This is a genomic window from Paenibacillus xylanexedens, assembly GCF_001908275.1.
Lineage (GTDB): Bacteria > Bacillota > Bacilli > Paenibacillales > Paenibacillaceae > Paenibacillus > Paenibacillus xylanexedens_A.
Map to the genome: position 1 here is coordinate 4,323,191 of NZ_CP018620.1, position 17,912 is coordinate 4,341,102.

Sequence of the window (17,912 nt, forward strand, 5' to 3'; positions counted from 1 at the left end):
TTATATGACCATTCTCATTCTATACTAAATCATAGATTAGAGCGATGCCTTTATTGAAAACCACCCAAAAGTTAATTAGGAGGACTACAATCATGCAAACAGGTACAGATCGTGTAAAAAGAGGAATGGCTGAGATGCAAAAAGGTGGCGTCATCATGGACGTTATGAATGCAGAGCAAGCTAAAATCGCTGAGGCGGCAGGGGCAACAGCTGTTATGGCTCTTGAGCGGGTACCATCTGATATTCGTGCAGCTGGTGGTGTAGCTCGTATGGCAGATCCTACCATCGTTGAAGAGGTTATGAAGGTTGTATCTATCCCAGTTATGGCTAAAGCACGTATCGGTCATTACATAGAAGCCAAAGTGCTTGAATCCCTAGGTGTGGACTATCTCGATGAAAGTGAAGTTCTTACGCCTGCAGACGAAGTGTTCCATATCGATAAACATGAGTTTACTGTACCATTTGTATGTGGAGCCAAAGATTTGGGAGAAGCTCTTCGCCGTATTGGTGAGGGTGCATCGATGATTCGTACAAAAGGTGAGCCTGGAACGGGCAACATTGTTGAGGCAGTTCGTCATATGCGTCTAATTAACAGCCAGCTCCGCAAAGTGCAAAACATGTCCAAAGACGAGTTGTACGCTGAAGCAAAAAATCTGGGTGTAGCTTATGAATTACTGCGCGAAGTTCATGAAAACGGCAAACTTCCTGTCGTTAACTTTGCAGCAGGCGGTGTAGCTACTCCGGCTGACGCAGCATTAATGATGCACCTGGGAGCAGACGGTGTTTTTGTAGGATCAGGTATTTTCAAATCCGATAGCCCTGAGAAATTCGCTCGTGCAATCGTTGAAGCGACAACACATTACACGGATTACAAACTGATTGCCGAAGTATCCAAAAACTTGGGTGCCCCGATGAAAGGGATCGAAATTTCTAAATTGGCTCCAGAAGATCGCATGTCCAACCGCGGATGGTAAGAGTATATAGAACAACTGGAGAATAAATAGTATCAAGCAAAGCCGATCAATGGATACAAATTGATCGGCTTTTTTGGTTATTCATGACGAAAGCAAAAGAAAAAAACGGAGAGGAGAATGTCCTTTTTTCGTCAATTGAGAATGATTATAATTATCATTTACGAGATTCGACATTTGCTGTATACTGACAATAACTATTTTACATAATGCATAAATAGAAAATTAAGGATTCAAAAGGGAGAGAATTAAATGTCTACACGCTTTAAAAAAGGAATGTTATTTTGTTTTATTGCTGCACTTGTTGTTGTACTTGCAGCCTGCTCCAATAATAGTGATGGTAGCGATCAGGCAAACAATAACTCGCAGCAAGCAGCGAAAAATGTTGCAACAGATGAGAAGACATCGGATGCAGAGACTTCAGCACCTGCTGAAACAACTTACCCGGTAACCGTTTCAAATTATACAACAGAGAACGGCACATGGGTGGCTAAAGAACAAACCTTCGATAAAGCACCTGAACGAGTTGTTGCCAATACCCAAGGTGCAGCCGAGCTGATGATTCGCCTTGGTTTGACAGACAAACTTGTAGGTGTGGCTGCGTTGTTTGGTAGTGTACCTGACGATATTGCTGATGAGTTTAAAAAAATTCCTGTGCTTGCTGAAGGCTATGTAGGTAAGGAAGTGACGATAGGCGCTACGCCTGATCTGGTTGTAGGGCGTGGTGGATTGTTTGAGGATGCGGATTGGGGTGTTGGTACAGTAAGCAGCTTGAATGATATGGGGATTAAAACGTATGTACAAAGCACCAGTGTTCCTGATGCATCGTTAGATAGTCTGTATCAGGATATTACTGAATTAGGTGAGATATTCAACGTACAAGCCAATGCAGCGGCATATATTGAGACGCTTAAAGCACGCGAAAATGCCTTGTCGGCCCGAGCTAGCGCTGAGACGATCAACTATGCATCATTTTCGGATAATGGTGATGGAACCATTGGCATTTACAACGGAAATGGTGATACGTTTATTGAAAGTGCAATGTCATTAATCAATATGCATAATATGCTGATTAATGAAACTGGCACACTCAGCCTGGAGAAGTTAATCGAGATTAATCCGGATGCAATGATTATTTCGAGGTATGCAGGTGGCATTGATCCTGAGCAGACGATTGAAAAGCTGCTTGCCAACAAACAGGTACAAAACATTAACGCAGTTAAAAACAAAAAAATCTACATTATTGATTTCAACAACTTCTGGGGTTACGGGGATTCCATCTTCACAGGTGTTGAAGGACTCGCTGATGATCTCGGGTTGTAAATGAGTACCATTAAAAGTCGTTATTTTAGCGGCTTTTTTTTGTTATCAGGGACCAAATTCTTGTTTCAAGCTGTTCCCGGTCAGCCTGAATGATAGCGAGAATGGAGTGAACACTCTATTTTAATACGGCTTGACTTGTGAATTTATTATCGTTATAGTGTGAATCAGTTCACACTTCATATTAAGGAGTAATCTATGCCAAAAAATACTTTCTTTCGTTTAGATGAAACAAGGCGCGAGGAAATATCGAATAGCGCTATGCAGCTTTTTGTTGATAATCTTTACGAGGATATAACTATGAAGATGGTTTTGGATAGTTTGTCCATGCACCCCGGAACATTTTATCGGTATTTTGAAGACAAAGATGACCTTTATTGTCACTTAATACGTAATGTGACCCAGAAAAGAGCTGCATATTTTAGTAACAGTGATGAAGATTCCCTTTACAGCTATTTCCTTACTGGCTTATTTGGTAACGTTAATGGCATGGTGACCGAGCCACTGAATGAGTTGGAAATTAAACTGACTAAAACATTTTCATATATTCCCGAGGACATTTTGCTGAAAGTATATGTGAATGTGTTAAAGGGCGAGTCATTCCCCATGATCAAGGACATTTTACGCCGAATGAGGGTTGATGGATATCTTCGACCGGATGTTGACGACGACCTGATTTCTTTTATGTTTGAGTCAATGCAGCTTAATTTAATCTTGTTTTTTAGAGAATTCGATATTAAGGACTCTGAGCTGCAACATAAGATCAGCAAGTACTTTGCTGAATTTATGGGTCATGGGCTGCTTGAAGATCATAAATATTCTGAAATGGTTAGCGATCTTAAGGGGGAAAGAAAATGAAAACCTATGACGCATTTCCAGAACCAATTGGGGGCTATACTGTCGGTCGAACCCAGATGGATTTGGAGTACACGGCATCAGATTACTCCAAAAGAGAACCGACCGCTTTTGTGTACTATCCGTCCGAGAGTAGCGAAGGTAAGACTACATCAACGTACATGTTTCCTGAAGTCTACGAGATGTTTAATGAGCAGCCACTTGTCACTGCGTTGAAGGATGTTTTCTCTATAGATATCAAGACCCAGTGTTACGACGACCTTGCTCTCTCCGGGAAGGAAAAGCGCTATCCGGTGTTATTCTATGTGTGCGGTGGAGGCGGTTCTCCAGAATGGGGTACAGTGCTCTGTACAGACTTGGCAAGCATGGGGTATGTTGTGGTAAGCATCGGCCATCAGAATAGCACGATGTATAAACGTAAAGATGGGCGCCTGTTTAATGTATCCAAGGATTTTTCGGATGTCCTTACAGCGTTTGGTGAAGATCCGGAGATGCTGGCGTTGGCTGGTAAGATGGAGATGCGGCCTGACGATGGAACTGCCATTGAGATGTGCCGTAACGTGCTTGCACTACCGATACTTTCCAAGATAACAGAGTATAGTGAATCACAGGCAGAAGATGTAAGGTATGTAGCCGATTATCTTTACAAACTAGACTCTGGAGAGCTGAATTCCATCTTTAAGGGTAGATTGCTACTTGACATCGGCATGGGTATAGTCGGACATTCTTATGGAGGGCCTACGACGGCGATGGTTTGCCGGGATGACGAGCGGTTCGCCTGCGGGATTGGATTGGATAGCGGTGCGTTTGGCCTTCTTGACAGCGATCTTAAGAAACCTTTCTTGCTCCTGTTTTGTGAACCTAACTATAATATGAATGCGATTATTGGCGCTAACAATAGCATGGAAACCTATTATTTTTCAGTTGATCGTGTTGCACATTTAGATTACTGTGACATCGTGTTTACCAGTGTTAATGAGGAACACAGAGGCGAACGGGATGCTATGGAGATGCGAAATATTGTTACAGACTATGCGAAGAACTTTTTTGATCATTACATACTGCAGAAGGCAACAAGTGTGGAAAGTCTGGCATACGATGGTGTGGAATTGATCAAGAAGACTAGCAACAAGTGACATAACCGAGAGACTACTGATTCATATATGTCAATTAATGCATGTCAAAGAGCTAGTCGTACAGACGCAGAGCCGATAACCCCTATTACGCGGTTATCGGCTCTCTGATATTGCAAATTGACATCCTGGTTCCAATAACTGATGCTTATTCGGCCTTAGTCCCGCCAGTGTTTACTTCGCTTCCAGGCTCCATCAACATGATATGACATTCCTTTTCGGCGGAAGGTTTGATCTCGACTCCTTTAGGCACAATATACATCTCGCCCTTGGAAATCTTCACTTGCCCATCACGAAAATCAATTATCATTTCCCCCTCGAGCACAAAAAATAACTTGTCAGTCTCCTCATGAACATGCCACTCAAAATCTCCAGCAATCTTAACGATTTTAAATTGATAGTCATTCATTTCACCAATGAGTTTCGGAGACCAAAGATCGTTTAATTTCGAAAATTCCTCATTTAATTTAATAGCTTGATAGTGCATCGTCATTCCTCCTGTGTATTAATCTTATATGTTCAGTATACTGATCCAAGCTTTTGTATAACATGGATGCCTATTGAAATCAGGATGGATTATTGATGAACTTCAGACGATACTCCGTAGGAGAAATACCACATTGTTTCTTGAACACTCTGCTAAAATAAAAGGGGTCAGCAATGCCAACGGTCTCAGCTATCTGTTGTACAGACGCATCACTTGCCAATAACATTTGCTGTGCCATGTTTATACGATATTTCAATACATATTCTGCTGGACCCATACCTGCATGTCTTCTAAACACGTAGGAAAGTCGATTTCGATTAACGTTATTTTGTTCTGCAAGCGATGCGACAGTCAGACTTTGATCATAGTATTCTTGGATATAGGTAGAGACCCGTTCGAATAAAACATCTGATTCACAACTATTTTGCCTATGATCAACACATATTAAAGTCTCATTCAGTACATCGCGAAACAGCATCTCGGTCTGAAACTTTGAAATACCTCCGCGCTGATTATACACATGCCAAAGACGCGTGATTAATTCAATCAGACGTGGGGATTGACCCGTTGATAATTCAAAATGCTGATGGGAAAAGCTTGTCTCTTCGAGGTCCGAACTACATATCCGGTATAAAACGAGGATGTATTCCCAGTCCGTTCTATGAAACACGGTTTGATCCAGTTTCATTTTCGCGCCCCCATGTACAACTTTTCCTGGTGAAAAAATATAGGGTGTACCATCAAATTGAAATTGTATTTTTCCTGTAAGAGGAAATACAAATCCAGGAAAAGAATCGGTATAGTCAGCCTGGGGAACCCCTGGATTTCTAGCATATCGATATACTCCTTCGACTTGAAAAGGAATGTGTGCAAAATGCGCTGCTAACTGATTAACGTCTACTTTCACATTACGTACCTCATTTCAAAAGTGTTTGCCGGTCATTCTAAGATAAATCGTTGTGCACCTTACTCCAACATTATTGATAACGATTATCACTGTCAACATATATAATGAAAAAGAAAGCTCTTTTTTACATATGGGCAATAGAATCCATCTTGTGTTAACATGTGCACTAACTAATCCAATTGTTTGCTTGAGAAGGGGAACCCATGTCAATTCGAATAAAAATGCTGCTGTCCTTTACGGGCATGCTTGTTATAAGTCTACTGTTCATCCTGCTTACGGCAAGTCTGTATACGATTGCGGCCACAGGGGATCTACAGAGTTTCCGTGATATATACAAGGTACATTATCAGATCAACCCCCTGACTGAACAGGGAGAATCGATCTTTCAAGAGATGAAGTTTCTGGCCAAAAATGACCCGGATGACCTGCAGAACAAGGTTTTGCTGCGTGAATATGATATGAAGCTTCGAGCTGAGAAGTCCGGGCTCTACATCAGACGAGAGAATAGTCAGATCTTCGAATCGCTGACCTTCAACCAGCCAGAACTGAAGCAAGCACTGCCTGCCTATGATCTTAACAATTATCAGATTCGGAGCACCTTCAATATTGGTGAGCGATTTTACGCGTATGCAAAATTTGATTTTCAATATTCAGATGGGGAACGGGGGAGTATCTTTGTCATTCGTGAGAGAAGCCCCTTTGCGGAGCTTACTCGCAAGTTGCTGCCTGTGATGTCATTTCTGCTTATTGGCGTTCTCATCATTGCAAATCTGCTCTTGTTCCGCTGGATCACGCGCAGCTTCATTAAACCATTGAATCAACTACGAAGTTCAGCCGAACATATTAAAGATGGTAATCTATCCTTTAAACTTCAGCTAAACTCTAATGACGAGGTTGGTCAACTCAGCGAAGCGTTTGAGAGCATGCGGAATCAATTACAGCTCTCCTATGCGTTACGTCAGCAGGACGAAGTGAACCGCAAAGAGCTTATCTCCAACATTTCGCATGATCTCCGTACACCGATTACCAATATCAAAGGGTATATTGAAGGTATTCGTGACGGAGTGGCTAATACTCCAGAGAAAATGGAGAGTTATGTTAATATCATTCACTCCAAAGCAGTTAGTATGGATAAGCTGGTGGATGAGCTGTTTTTGTATTCCAAGCTCGACTTGAACCAAGAGCCTTTCCTATTCAAAACAGTTGATCTCGCTGATTTCCTTGAAGATAGCATTGAAGAGCTGAGATATGATCTGGAGGATAAAGGTGTTGCCCTGGATTGGAATAACCAGGTGTCTGGTCCCGCTATGGCTGCTGTGGATCCGGAGAAGTTAAAACGTACCGTTGTTAATGTGGTGGATAATGCACTCAAATACATGGAGAATGAACACAAACGATTCGAGATTACACTTCAAGCTGATGAGAAATGGATTACGATGGCGTTTAAAGATAATGGCAAGGGAATACCTGAAGAGGCACTACCTTATATATTTGAACGCTTCTATCGTGCAGAACAATCCCGCAATTCCTCAACGGGCGGAAGTGGGCTCGGGCTAGCAATTGCCCGCCAAATCATTGATGGACATGGGGGCTTCATCTGGGCTGAAAGCCAGCCCAATGATGGCACGAGCATATATATCAAGCTTAAACGGCTGAGTGAAGAGAGGGACTAATGAGTAATGGCAAACATTTTGATCATTGAAGATGAAACAACGATTGCGGAACTGGAACGGGATTATTTTGAGCTCAACGGATTTTCCGTGGATCTCTGCCATACTGGAGATGAAGGTCTGAAGCAGGCACTGGAGGGGGACTATAATCTGATCATTGTTGATCTGATGCTTCCGGGACTGGACGGTTTCGAATGTTGCAGGCGCATTCGCGAGGTAAAGGAAGTGCCCATCCTTGTTGTTTCTGCGAAAAAGGAAGAAATCGATAAGATCCGGACGTTTAATCTGGGAGTGGATGACTTTATTACAAAACCGTTTAGCCCAAGTGAGTTGGTTGCACGAGCAAAGGCTCATTTGACCCGATACGAGAGACTACTTGGCAAAAACAAACCAACTGAGCAGGATGAAATCCACATTCGCGGGCTTCACATTGACAAAGGATCACGCCGCGTTTTTGTTAATGGAGAAGAGGTGGCGATTACAACCAAGGAATTCGAGTTACTTGTATTTCTTGCGAGTCATCCCAACCGTGTATTCAGCAAATCAGATCTGTTCGAGCGGATCTGGGGCATGGATTCCACCGGAGACATTGCAACGGTTACCGTCCATATTCGCAAACTGCGGGGGAAGCTGGAGACAGACCCCAAAAATCCGGAGTATATTGAAACCGTCTGGGGTGCAGGCTACCGGTTTACTGCATAAGTTTCGTGAAAATTTAGAGCCAGTTTATAGTTTGTTAATAACTTTAGCCTTGGGAGTTTCTTTTTGTCCTCTATTCTATAGATACAGGCAACTACAACCTATAGAGGAGGAATTCAACCATGAATTCTACAACCCGCAAAATCGCTACATTTCTAACCATAACTGCATTAGGTACAGCAGTGTTCCCGTTAACTGCGAATCAAGTACATGCAGCTACATACGTTACTAACATTGCGGCAACAACCACACAGCCTAACCAACAACAGATTGAAGCTGCTATCAAGGATCTGAATAGCTTGGGGATCATGAACGGGTATGCAGATCAATCTATGGGTGAACATCGAGCAATTACCCGTGCGGAGTTAGCTTCATTGGTTTTCAAAACGTTTAATTTGGAGAGCAAGACGGGAGAAACCGTAGAATTGACGGATGTGAATCCGAATGCATGGTATGCGCCATATGCGTCAAAGCTTGTTGAACTTGGCATCATGCAGGCTAACGATGGACAATTCAATCCGCAAACTCAAGTGTCGGATGCTGAACTCGAACAGGTCGTATCCAAAGCGATGCAACGTGATGTAAAGTCCGTTCACCATTGGATGAGCGAGTTCTACTCCGAGAACGGTACAGCAACGCGCGGCGAAACAGCAGTGCTGTTGCAAACTGCACACCAAGCTATTCCTTCGGAGCAAGCTCAAATCAAGAGCGTTAGATCACTGAATGCCATTACGTTAATTGTAACTTTTGACAAGCCGCTGACAGCAGCGAATGAAGCTTTTGCCAAGGCACAAACGGACTTTGCGTTTAGTGGCAGGTTGACGTTAACCAATATGCCCCGTTTGAAAACAGGGTCAATCGCGACTTACATCGTTCCAACGTCCGTACAAGATGCTAGTGAAGTGTACAACCTGACTTACAAAGGCCAAGACGCTGGTTCCTTTGAAGGCAGTGGTACGAAAATAAACATGACAACGGTTAGTCAAGTAACGAATGATACATTCGAGATTGAAGCATTGCAAGTGAACAGTGTCGTGGATTATGGTTACATCATTTCGGCTTACAGTGGTGGTCGAGGAGCTAATGCATTTGTGCTGAATGATCAAGAGCAAGCAGGAGGCAAAACGTATCAGATCATCTCTTCCATGCAGGCAAGACAAGTTGTAATTACGCCAGAAGGTGGCGAGCCTATCGTTGCCAGATATGTTCCGTTCACGCAATCCACAGACGGTAAACAAGAACCGAAGTTCCGTTTGCCTGAGGGACAAACGCTGAAATCAGGTGTCACATATACGGTTTCTTCGGATTGGGCCAACATCGAAAATGCTTCATTTACGGCGAAATCGTTTGATCCACTAGTGGTTGCAAGTGCTCAAGCAGTGAGCGAAACATCCATTGAAGTTACACTTGACCAGGACCCTGGGGATGAACTGTTCTCTGGTCGAAGTGTAACGTTAACTTCACCAAGCGGGGATGTTCTGACAGCCACTTATAAATATTCAAGTCGAAAAGGTGTGACGGGTGTATTCGACATAACGAATGATGGGAAGTTGATTCCAGGTACTACGTATACAATAAATCCAGTTGGCGATTGGAGTGTCGCTTCTTCGGTCACCTTGACACTGGAGTAAGGGAGGCAGTATGAGTAAATCGCTGATCATCGTTGTCCTGATAAGCAGTATGTTGATCGTTCAAGGTTGCGTGCCTGAAGTGAGAAATGAATCCAATGTGGAGGAAAAGGCCGTGACTTCAGCAGATGAACAGCTGTTCAAGGCAGTAGAGGACAGCGATACTGAACGCATCGAACAAATGATTCAAGCGGGCGCCAATATCAATGCTCAAGATCAGAGTGGACGAACCGCTACAATGATTGCAACTTACAATAATGATCTAACATCGGCTAAAGTGTTAATTGAAGCGGGGGCAGATGTGAGTATACAGGACGATATGAAAAATACCCCGTTTCTGTATGCTGGCGCTGAAGGATACTTGGATATTTTGAAGCTGACAATCGAGGCGGGAGCGGACCCAGCGATAACGAATCGATATGGAGGGACAGCACTTATTCCAGCTTCGGAGCATGGATATGTGGATGTAGTGCAAGAACTACTCACTCAAACTTCGGTGGATGTGGACCATGTGAATCAATTGGGATGGACAGCACTACTCGAAGCGATCATTCTTAACGATGGCAATTCTCGGCAGCAGGAGACGATACAATTACTCATTGATCATGGAGCAGACGTGAACATACCGGATCGTGATGGCGTATCACCGCTCAGTCATGCGAAGAATAATGGTTTTAAAGAAATTGAAGACATTTTGGTACAAGCTGGTGCGAAATAAAACCCTTTTAGGGTGAATAAATTAACAAACATGTTGAGATATATGTAAAAATGGTTTTCATGGAGCGCCTGATTCCTTCTATGCTGAAGGGCAGGCGCTTCATTCAATCCATCTTACGTGTATGAAACTGGCATAGTCTTAACATAACATGATTAGATACAAGAACGAAGATCTTAAAAATTGAATATCTCTGCTTTAAAGTTTGCTATAGTTTACCACCATGCTTCCGGATAAAATGGAAATACCAACCATGTAAGCGCTATCTATTATTGCGCTGATTATACATGTTGGAATCATTCATGGAGGTGTATGATGAAGAGGAAGTCTTGGTATACTTTGGCGGTAACTGGTGTCATCTCTTTGTTTTTTTCGGTAAGCGCTTTCGCGGGTTATGTGTTCTGGGAACCTCTAACCTATTTTAACGCAAGTACGTGGCAAAAAGCGGATGGGTATTCCAATGGGAACATGTTTAACTGTACGTGGAGGGCTAACAATGTTAATTTTACAAGTGACGGCAAGCTTAAGCTTGGTTTGACCAGCTCTGCACAGAACAAGTTTGATTGCGGAGAGTATCGTACCACGAATACGTATGGGTACGGCTTGTATGAAGTCAGTATGAAACCTGCCAAGAACACAGGTGTAGTTTCCTCATTTTTCACATACACAGGCCCTGCACATGGCACCCAATGGGATGAGATTGATATCGAATTTTTAGGAAAAGACACAACCAAAGTTCAGTTTAATTATTATACCAATGGGGTTGGTAATCATGAGAAGATTATCAATCTAGGGTTTGATGCATCCCAGGGCTTCCATACTTACGCATTTGACTGGCAGCCGGGACATATCAAATGGTATGTTGATGGGGTATTGAAGCATACGGCAACCAGCGATATTCCTAAAACACCCGGAAAAATCATGATGAACCTCTGGAATGGAACAGGAGTAGATAGCTGGCTCGGTCCTTATAACGGTGCCAATCCGCTCTATGCAGAGTACGATTGGGTCAAATATACGAGTAATTAAGCAGACTGAAGCAGCCGTTAGGGGCTGCTTTTTTTCTATATTCTGGAATTGTATTTATTCAATATATGTATTCAATATCCAATATCCTAAATTAATGCAATAAATGTTGCAATATTAGTATGGGCATAAATATCAAACATTCATTATGATTAACCTGTAAGCAACATTACATAGACTGGGGGAACGAAGTTGGACACAAGTAAAAAGAGACGAGTAGGCAGTTTGGTCATGATCGGTGTATTGGCCCTATCTGCAGCCTTGAGTGGGTGTAGTAACGGGAGCGACAAGAAAACAGAATCGAGTACACCAGCGACAACGTTGGAGCTCAAAAATGGAAAGTATGATCCACCAGTATCCATTACGTATTTACGACCATGGGGTCCAGACGTGAAGTTTAAGCCAGGCGAGGATCAGGATAACAACGTCCATACCAAATGGGCTAAGGAGAAACTCGGAATTGAGTTGAAAAACCAGTGGATATCTCCTTCTACCAATAATGCATTTGAGACGAAACTGCGCCTGTCACTGGCTTCTAATGCAGACATGCCAGACATTATTTCGTATCGCGGCGAATTCAATCTGGTGCGTGAATTGATTGAGTCCGGAAAATTTGTCGATGCCGGTGAATTGTTTGACAAATATGCCAGCGACACATGGAAAGCAGCCGTAAACGAAGATCCTTCCGTATGGTATCCATACATGCAAGATGGCAAAAAGATCGGTATTCCGATTCTGGACTATTCCTATAATGGTGATCCTGTCATGTGGATTCGTGAAGACTGGATGAAGAAATTCAATCTGGAAGCACCTAAAACTATAGATGATCTTGAAGTCATTATGGAAACGTTTACGAATCAAGATCCGGATGGCAATGGGAAGCAGGACACTTACGGACTCACCATTGGCTTCAAGAACTGGCTGAACACATGGATGTCAGAAGCTGGGTGGGTATTTGGCGCTTATGGTACAATGCCAAACCAATGGAATCTGACGGCAGATGGAAAACTTGAATACGGTTCCGTTACACCTGGTGCAAAGCAGGCTTTGGCCAAATTACAGAGCTGGATGAGCAAAGGTTATATCCCGGAAGAAGCCGGCGTGTATGATGAGACAAAAGCAGCTGAAGAATTTACTGCCGGAAAAGCAGGTATTGTGGTCGGTCCTCACTGGATGCCATCATGGCCGCTGGAGGATGTGAAGAAAAACAATCCTGAGGCTGAATACAAGGCGTATCCAATCCCTTCAGGTCCAAACGGTCAAGCAGGCAGACATGGTACGTCAAACGGAAATGGCGTAGTTCTGATTAACAAAGACATGAAAAATCCGGAAGCCTTTTTCACCTATCAGAACTATCTCTTTGATCACTATGCGAATCCTAAAGAGGGCGATGAGTTTGAGCATGGATTTGCGGAAGGATACGATTGGGTTATGGTAGATGGGAAACCATCAACCGATGCAAGTCTTACGGGGGGTTATGCTCCCGAGAAGTACACGTTGACTTTTGATGGAGCGCGTATTCCCAATCTAAGTATGACAACACTTGCCAAGCTGGCAAGCGGTGAAGAAGCAACTACACCGTTTGAGAAGAAAATCAAATCAGGTGTACCAGTACCTATGCTTGATGCAGCCAAGATTGTTTTGGATCAAAAAGATATCGTGTTCAATCAGATGTTTACCGGTGCACCTTCAATGACAATGCAGATGAACAATGACATTTTGACAAAGATGGAGAAGGATACCTTCTCTCAAATTGTATATGGCAAAACCTCTGTTGATGCGTTCGACTCATTTGTTGAGAAGTGGAAATCTTCAGGTGGAGATCAGATTACGAAAGAAGTTAACGAGTGGTATGATTCCGTGAAAAGCGGAAAATAGGATGACGCTGGCTGAATTGAATCATCGCAGCCACATAAGCACCAAAAAGGCATTGCAGGAGAAGATCTCCGGCAATGCCTTTTTGTATTTGATATGGAGAAGGGGAAAGCGGAGAGATTACCAGAACGTCAAGTCTGGTCTGTGTACTCTCTTAAACCGGCAGATTTTCCCGATATTCCTGCGGTGTAAGATCATAAAATTTCTTGAAAACTCGGATGAAATATGCGGTATTGTTGTAACCGACAAGTTCTGCAATCTCAAACACTTTGGCGGTTGATGTTCGCAAATGATAGGCTGCTTTCTCCATTCTTAACCGGTACACATAGGCAGTAAGTGCTTCACCTGTCTCCGCCTTGTATACCTTGGACAAGTAGACTGGGTGCAGATGCACATGGTCGGCAATTGCAGGCAGTGATACATCTCCAGCCAGATGAAGGTCGACAAAACTTTTGACGCTGCGCACAATGGTGCTGTGATTGTCTCTAAGCTCTTGTTCAGCATCATCTCGTATGTAATGAAGTGTACGCACGGACCAGTCCTGTAGCTGCTGCGCAGTGGAATAGCTGGGAGCTTGAAAGTAACGATAGGACTCTGCTGGTATCAAAGAAGAGATTTGTTTGCCATTTTTATGAATGATGTACGCAAACGCGCCCGCAATAGCAAAATACACCTCAAAGGTTGACTCGGCAATATCATGATGTTCATTGGAATGCAGCAGTTCCTCAAAAATGTGCTCGATTTTCTGTTCCACATCCTCAAAGCGACCAGCTTCGAGCAGGCTAATCAACGTTGGTGGCTGATACAGCGACCTGATCGTATGTAGAGGGTTGGCATCCGTTTCATCGGAAGCGGTGACAAACAAACCTTGCACCTGACCCATCCGTTTACGCATGGACATAACCGTTCGCTCATAGAGTTCTCCAATTTCGTGGGGAAACTTGCCCCAACTGGAGACGGAAATGGAGATTGCACCTTTCAGGTATAACTGAACATTGGTTTGAATCTGGGCAGCATACTGCTCAAGCAATGTCTGAGGCGTCTCACTCCTGCTATAACTCATCGTTGTGGAATGTTTCATGCTTACGAGAACAACAATGTAATCATGAACGTCTCGTGTGTGCCAGATATGAAAATGATTATGCATCACTTCACTTATGATATTACATATCGCATATTCCATTAGGGCCAGGTCGCCGTGTGCCATATCGGATAGATGTTTCTCCATACGGATAATCAACATGCCCAGATCCTCACCAACGAAGTAGGGAAGCTCCAGCAGATCCAGCTTGTTTTCCAGCGTCTTCTGATCATAGACTTTTCCTGTCAACAGCTCATGCAGCATCGTGGATTGCAGTAACGGCAGATGATCCTGAAAGGCGTGGAGGGCTCTCTGATGGGAAGCCGCAGCTTCCCATTTATCTTTAATTCGATGAACGAGACGTTGGACCGATTCGATGAGATCTTCATCGCTAACCGGTTTTAGCAAGTAATCGAAGCTTTCCTGCGCAATAGCCTGTTTTGCGTATTCAAAATCTGCGTGACCTGATAACAGGATCGTCTGTACTTGGGGCCATTTTTCATGAATCGCTGTAATAAGTGCAATACCCGACATTTCGGGCATCCGTATGTCTGTAATGACAATGTCAATGTCGTGGTTTTCCATGATTTCCAACGCTACCGCGCCGGATAATGCTTCATGGACCGTGCCGATCCCGCAGCTTTCCCACGGAATGGTCTCTGACAGGGTCTCCACAACTGAACGTTCATCGTCCACGAGTAATATTTGCAGCATGGGGCTTTCACCTACTTGTTAGTATTGTCGTGCCATACGATGTTAACTTTTACACCACCCAATGCAGAATGATCATAGGCAAGTCCTGATCCATCACCATACAGAAATGATAAACGCTGATGGACGTTCCATGTACCGCAACCCATGTTCTCATCAAGGGGTTTGTGAAGATTATTTTTCAAGTCCTCAAGTTGTTCATCAGACATGCCCAGTCCGCTGTCTTCCACTGTAATCGTGTATACATCATCCTTGCAGTCCGCATAAATTTTGATCTCACCGTTCTGTGATTTGGGCTCCAAGCCATGAATGATAGCGTTCTCAATGATAGGCTGCAGGGTCAGTCTGGGAACCGTTTTATCTAAAATATCATGGGGCACTTCGATTGTAAAATGCATCCGTTCCAGACGAAGTGACTGGATTTCCAAATAATTTTTGACCATTGTCAGCTCTTCACGAAGCGTGGCTTGATCCTTTTCGGACCTGGTTATGTATCGGTAATACTCTCCCAGATTCAGTGCCATGGCTACTACGGCCTTTTCATTTTTCATTCGGGCCATGTTCTTGATATAGAACAGACAGTTATATAGAAAATGCGGATTAATCTGCGATTGCAACTGTTTGAGCGTGGCTTCCCGACTTCTTAATTTCTCCTCATATACATTCTCGATTAATTCTTGAATTCGTTGAGCCATGATGTTGAAACGTGCAAATAACAAGCTGAACTCATTGCGTGCAGAATGATGAAGCCGAACGGAAAAGTCCCCGGTGGACAAGCGATTTGTCCCTTTCACCAACTGTAAGAGTGGAAGCTGTACACTTCGGTAGAGTGTATATAATACTACAACGCTCATCACGATCAGAACGGCAATTGAAGCGTAAAAAAGATTCCGGCTGCTCGTAATCGGTTTCAAAATCTGCTGCATAGGCACATAGTCAATATAATACCAGCCGAGGCTCTTGGATTGAATGTAGGAGACGTAATATTCCGTTTTGTTCAACGTTGTACTGAAGCCACCGCTGGCCTGCAGTTTTGCTTCTTTCAGGGAAGGCAGGATTGCGTTCAAGGTCTCCTTTCCAGAACTATTGCTGATTAATCCATAATCGGGATGGAACATGAACGGGTCGCCTTTATTATTTAACTTGTTTTGATTAAGAAGTGCAGTTAAGTGATGAACTGGAAAACTGATTTTGGTAATCAATCTGGCTTTGCCAGGTCTCGCCATCGCTGTCGTTGGATCGGTAGTGTACCAGATAAACTGATTGTCAGCATAGGTCCAGGATTGCGAGAGAGGCTCCTTAAATTCATCATCCCTGTACGGAATGTAAGCATAATAATCCGTTGATATCACTTTTTGCATCCTTGGGAAGTATAGTGTGATGGTCGAATGCCATTTGCTTGCTGCGTTGTACAGATTCATCTTCTCCAGAATGGCACTTCCAACTTTCACACGTTCATAGGGAATGTCCTTGTAGTCGGGACGTTGATATTCCTGAATACTCGAATCTTGCCCAATAGACATCCCATACAATGACAGTTGGTAAATGTTGGATTCTACTGAATCAGCAAATGTCGAGAGATGATTCATCGTATTGTTCTGAATCTCGTGTTCGATAACACGCACGCTTTCCCGGTTCGAGTATGTATAGAGAAACAGCACCAGAATAAGCAGCATCACAAACAACAGTGTAATTTTGGTAAAGACATTCAAGCGTGTGAACAAAGTCCAACCTCCTTAATCTTATTAAAATATTGATATCGTTGTTGCAATATTAGGATATAGATCACAAATTTCCATTGCTATAATTTTAATATACAAGTTCACGATGACTTGTAAAATACAAAATTTAGAACATGGGGGATGCAGGAGTGAAGGAACATACGTTAGAAACGCCGCATAAACGGCGCTCCACCAGGGTTAAACAGCGCTGGAATATGCAACGGAACTGGACCTTGCATATGATGCTCATTCCAGCTGTATTGCTGGCACTGGTGTTTCAGTACATACCGATGGGCGGCATTGTAATTGCTTTTCAGGATTTCAAACCATACTTGGGATTTTCTGAATCCAAATGGGTGGGTTGGGACAATTTCCGATATTTATTCTTATATCCGGACGTAGGTCAGGTGATCTGGAATACGCTGGTCATTGCATTTTTCAAAATCATCGCAGGACTATTCGCTCCATTCCTGTTTGCCATTTTGCTCAATGAAGTACGCTTGACGGCATTCAAGAGAGTAAGTCAAACGCTTGTGTATCTACCGCATTTCCTATCATGGGTTATTCTCGGTGGTATTCTGCTCGATATCCTGTCTCCTCAGGGCGGCATGGTCAACCAGCTTGTCGTAGCCTTTGGAGGAGAACCGATCTTCTTCCTGGGAGACGGTACATGGTTCCGGATAACGCTGATCCTCAGTGATGTGTGGAAAGAATTTGGTTTTGGTACGATCGTATTTCTGGCTTCTCTCTCAGGAATTAATCCTGCACTCTACGAGGCTGCCGAGGTGGATGGGGCCAACCGATTTAAACAGACGCTACACATTACGATTCCGGCATTAATGCCGATTACAATCGTGCTGATGACACTCTCTATCGGCAATATCCTGAACGCCGGTTTTGATCAGGTATTCAACTTGTACAATCCGCTTGTGTATGACAAAGGCGACATCATTGACACCTTTGTATATCGACTCGGGATTCTGAACGGGAAGATGAGTTTTGCCACAGCAGTAGGGTTGTTCAAATCTGTGGTTGCTACCATTTTGATTGTTATATCTTACAGAATGGCTTACAAACTAGCTAATTATCGAGTTTTCTAGAGAGGAGAAAAGG

15 protein-coding genes are annotated in these 17,912 nt (G+C 43.3%); 11 read left to right on the top strand and 4 right to left on the bottom strand.

What is annotated here, in order from left to right:
• The first annotated feature begins 89 nt into the window (after positions 1–89).
• The 4 genes from pdxS (at position 90) to BS614_RS19190 (ending at position 4,282) form a co-directional block, all read left to right on the top strand.
• The gene (gene pdxS / locus BS614_RS19175) at positions 90–974 is read left to right on the top strand and encodes a pyridoxal 5'-phosphate synthase lyase subunit PdxS (RefSeq protein WP_200868523.1); all 885 of its coding nucleotides are present in this window, start codon (positions 90–92) and stop codon (positions 972–974) included.
• A 249-nt stretch (positions 975–1,223) separates the two neighbouring features.
• Positions 1,224–2,294 carry an ABC transporter substrate-binding protein gene (locus BS614_RS19180; protein ID WP_074095156.1) on the top strand — a complete coding sequence of 357 codons (1,071 nt, stop codon included), beginning with the start codon at positions 1,224–1,226 and terminating at the stop codon, positions 2,292–2,294.
• A 195-nt stretch (positions 2,295–2,489) separates the two neighbouring features.
• On the top strand, positions 2,490–3,149 hold the full coding sequence (locus BS614_RS19185; RefSeq protein WP_074095157.1) for a TetR/AcrR family transcriptional regulator: 660 nt from the start codon (positions 2,490–2,492) through the stop codon (positions 3,147–3,149).
• Complete coding sequence (locus BS614_RS19190; protein WP_074095158.1) at positions 3,146–4,282, top strand: alpha/beta hydrolase; 1,137 nt, start codon at positions 3,146–3,148, stop codon at positions 4,280–4,282. The genes BS614_RS19185 and BS614_RS19190 overlap by 4 nt, the downstream gene beginning before the upstream one ends.
• Positions 4,283–4,427: 145 nt before the next feature.
• Here BS614_RS19190 and BS614_RS19195 read toward each other — a convergent pair whose 3' ends face one another.
• Both BS614_RS19195 and BS614_RS19200 read right to left on the bottom strand, forming a co-directional pair.
• Entirely contained in the window at positions 4,428–4,766 is a 339-nt protein-coding gene (locus tag BS614_RS19195) for a cupin domain-containing protein (RefSeq protein WP_074095159.1), read from the bottom strand.
• A gap of 79 nt (positions 4,767–4,845) precedes the next feature.
• The gene (locus BS614_RS19200; RefSeq protein WP_074095160.1) at positions 4,846–5,673 is read right to left on the bottom strand and encodes a helix-turn-helix transcriptional regulator; all 828 of its coding nucleotides are present in this window, start codon (positions 5,671–5,673) and stop codon (positions 4,846–4,848) included.
• A 203-nt stretch (positions 5,674–5,876) separates the two neighbouring features.
• Here BS614_RS19200 and BS614_RS19205 point away from each other — a divergent pair, with 203 nt between their 5' ends.
• The 6 genes from BS614_RS19205 to BS614_RS19230 all read left to right on the top strand — a co-directional run bounded on the left by BS614_RS19205 (position 5,877) and on the right by BS614_RS19230 (position 13,289).
• Positions 5,877–7,346 carry a sensor histidine kinase gene (locus BS614_RS19205; protein WP_074095161.1) on the top strand — a complete coding sequence of 490 codons (1,470 nt, stop codon included), beginning with the start codon at positions 5,877–5,879 and terminating at the stop codon, positions 7,344–7,346.
• Positions 7,347–7,352: 6 nt separating this feature from the next.
• Entirely contained in the window at positions 7,353–8,045 is a 693-nt protein-coding gene (locus BS614_RS19210; protein WP_036615636.1) for a response regulator transcription factor, read from the top strand.
• A 119-nt stretch (positions 8,046–8,164) separates the two neighbouring features.
• Complete coding sequence (locus tag BS614_RS19215) at positions 8,165–9,673, top strand: S-layer homology domain-containing protein (RefSeq protein ID WP_074095162.1); 1,509 nt, start codon at positions 8,165–8,167, stop codon at positions 9,671–9,673.
• A 10-nt stretch (positions 9,674–9,683) separates the two neighbouring features.
• Positions 9,684–10,388 (top strand): ankyrin repeat domain-containing protein, encoded by a 705-nt coding sequence (locus BS614_RS19220; RefSeq protein WP_074095163.1) that lies wholly within the window; start codon positions 9,684–9,686, stop codon positions 10,386–10,388.
• Positions 10,389–10,700: 312 nt separating this feature from the next.
• Positions 10,701–11,414 (top strand): beta-glucanase, encoded by a 714-nt coding sequence (gene bglS / locus BS614_RS19225; RefSeq protein ID WP_074095164.1) that lies wholly within the window; start codon positions 10,701–10,703, stop codon positions 11,412–11,414.
• A gap of 228 nt (positions 11,415–11,642) precedes the next feature.
• Positions 11,643–13,289 carry an extracellular solute-binding protein gene (locus BS614_RS19230; RefSeq protein ID WP_074096908.1) on the top strand — a complete coding sequence of 549 codons (1,647 nt, stop codon included), beginning with the start codon at positions 11,643–11,645 and terminating at the stop codon, positions 13,287–13,289.
• Positions 13,290–13,440: 151 nt separating this feature from the next.
• Here the strand turns inward: BS614_RS19230 and BS614_RS19235 are convergent, their stop codons facing one another.
• Together BS614_RS19235 and BS614_RS19240 are read right to left on the bottom strand one after the other, a co-directional pair.
• Entirely contained in the window at positions 13,441–15,081 is a 1,641-nt protein-coding gene (locus BS614_RS19235) for a response regulator (protein WP_074095165.1), read from the bottom strand.
• Between the two features lie 11 nt (positions 15,082–15,092).
• Complete coding sequence (locus BS614_RS19240; protein ID WP_084174615.1) at positions 15,093–16,802, bottom strand: sensor histidine kinase; 1,710 nt, start codon at positions 16,800–16,802, stop codon at positions 15,093–15,095.
• Positions 16,803–16,948: 146 nt separating this feature from the next.
• Here BS614_RS19240 and BS614_RS19245 point away from each other — a divergent pair, with 146 nt between their 5' ends.
• Positions 16,949–17,899, top strand: a complete 951-nt coding sequence (locus BS614_RS19245) for an ABC transporter permease (RefSeq protein ID WP_017688355.1) — start codon at positions 16,949–16,951, stop codon at positions 17,897–17,899.
• The last annotated feature ends 13 nt before the right edge of the window (positions 17,900–17,912 follow it).

Coding starts and splice junctions, on each gene's coding strand:
- BS614_RS19180 (WP_074095156.1), top strand. CDS start 1,224: ATGTCTACACGCTTTAAAAAAGGAATGTTATTTTGTTTTATTGCTGCA.
- BS614_RS19185 (WP_074095157.1), top strand. CDS start 2,490: ATGCCAAAAAATACTTTCTTTCGTTTAGATGAAACAAGGCGCGAGGAA.
- BS614_RS19190 (WP_074095158.1), top strand. CDS start 3,146: ATGAAAACCTATGACGCATTTCCAGAACCAATTGGGGGCTATACTGTC.
- BS614_RS19195 (WP_074095159.1), bottom strand. CDS start 4,766: ATGCACTATCAAGCTATTAAATTAAATGAGGAATTTTCGAAATTAAAC.
- BS614_RS19205 (WP_074095161.1), top strand. CDS start 5,877: ATGTCAATTCGAATAAAAATGCTGCTGTCCTTTACGGGCATGCTTGTT.
- BS614_RS19210 (WP_036615636.1), top strand. CDS start 7,353: ATGGCAAACATTTTGATCATTGAAGATGAAACAACGATTGCGGAACTG.
- BS614_RS19215 (WP_074095162.1), top strand. CDS start 8,165: ATGAATTCTACAACCCGCAAAATCGCTACATTTCTAACCATAACTGCA.
- BS614_RS19220 (WP_074095163.1), top strand. CDS start 9,684: ATGAGTAAATCGCTGATCATCGTTGTCCTGATAAGCAGTATGTTGATC.
- bglS (WP_074095164.1), top strand. CDS start 10,701: ATGAAGAGGAAGTCTTGGTATACTTTGGCGGTAACTGGTGTCATCTCT.
- BS614_RS19230 (WP_074096908.1), top strand. CDS start 11,643: ATGATCGGTGTATTGGCCCTATCTGCAGCCTTGAGTGGGTGTAGTAAC.
- BS614_RS19235 (WP_074095165.1), bottom strand. CDS start 15,081: ATGCTGCAAATATTACTCGTGGACGATGAACGTTCAGTTGTGGAGACC.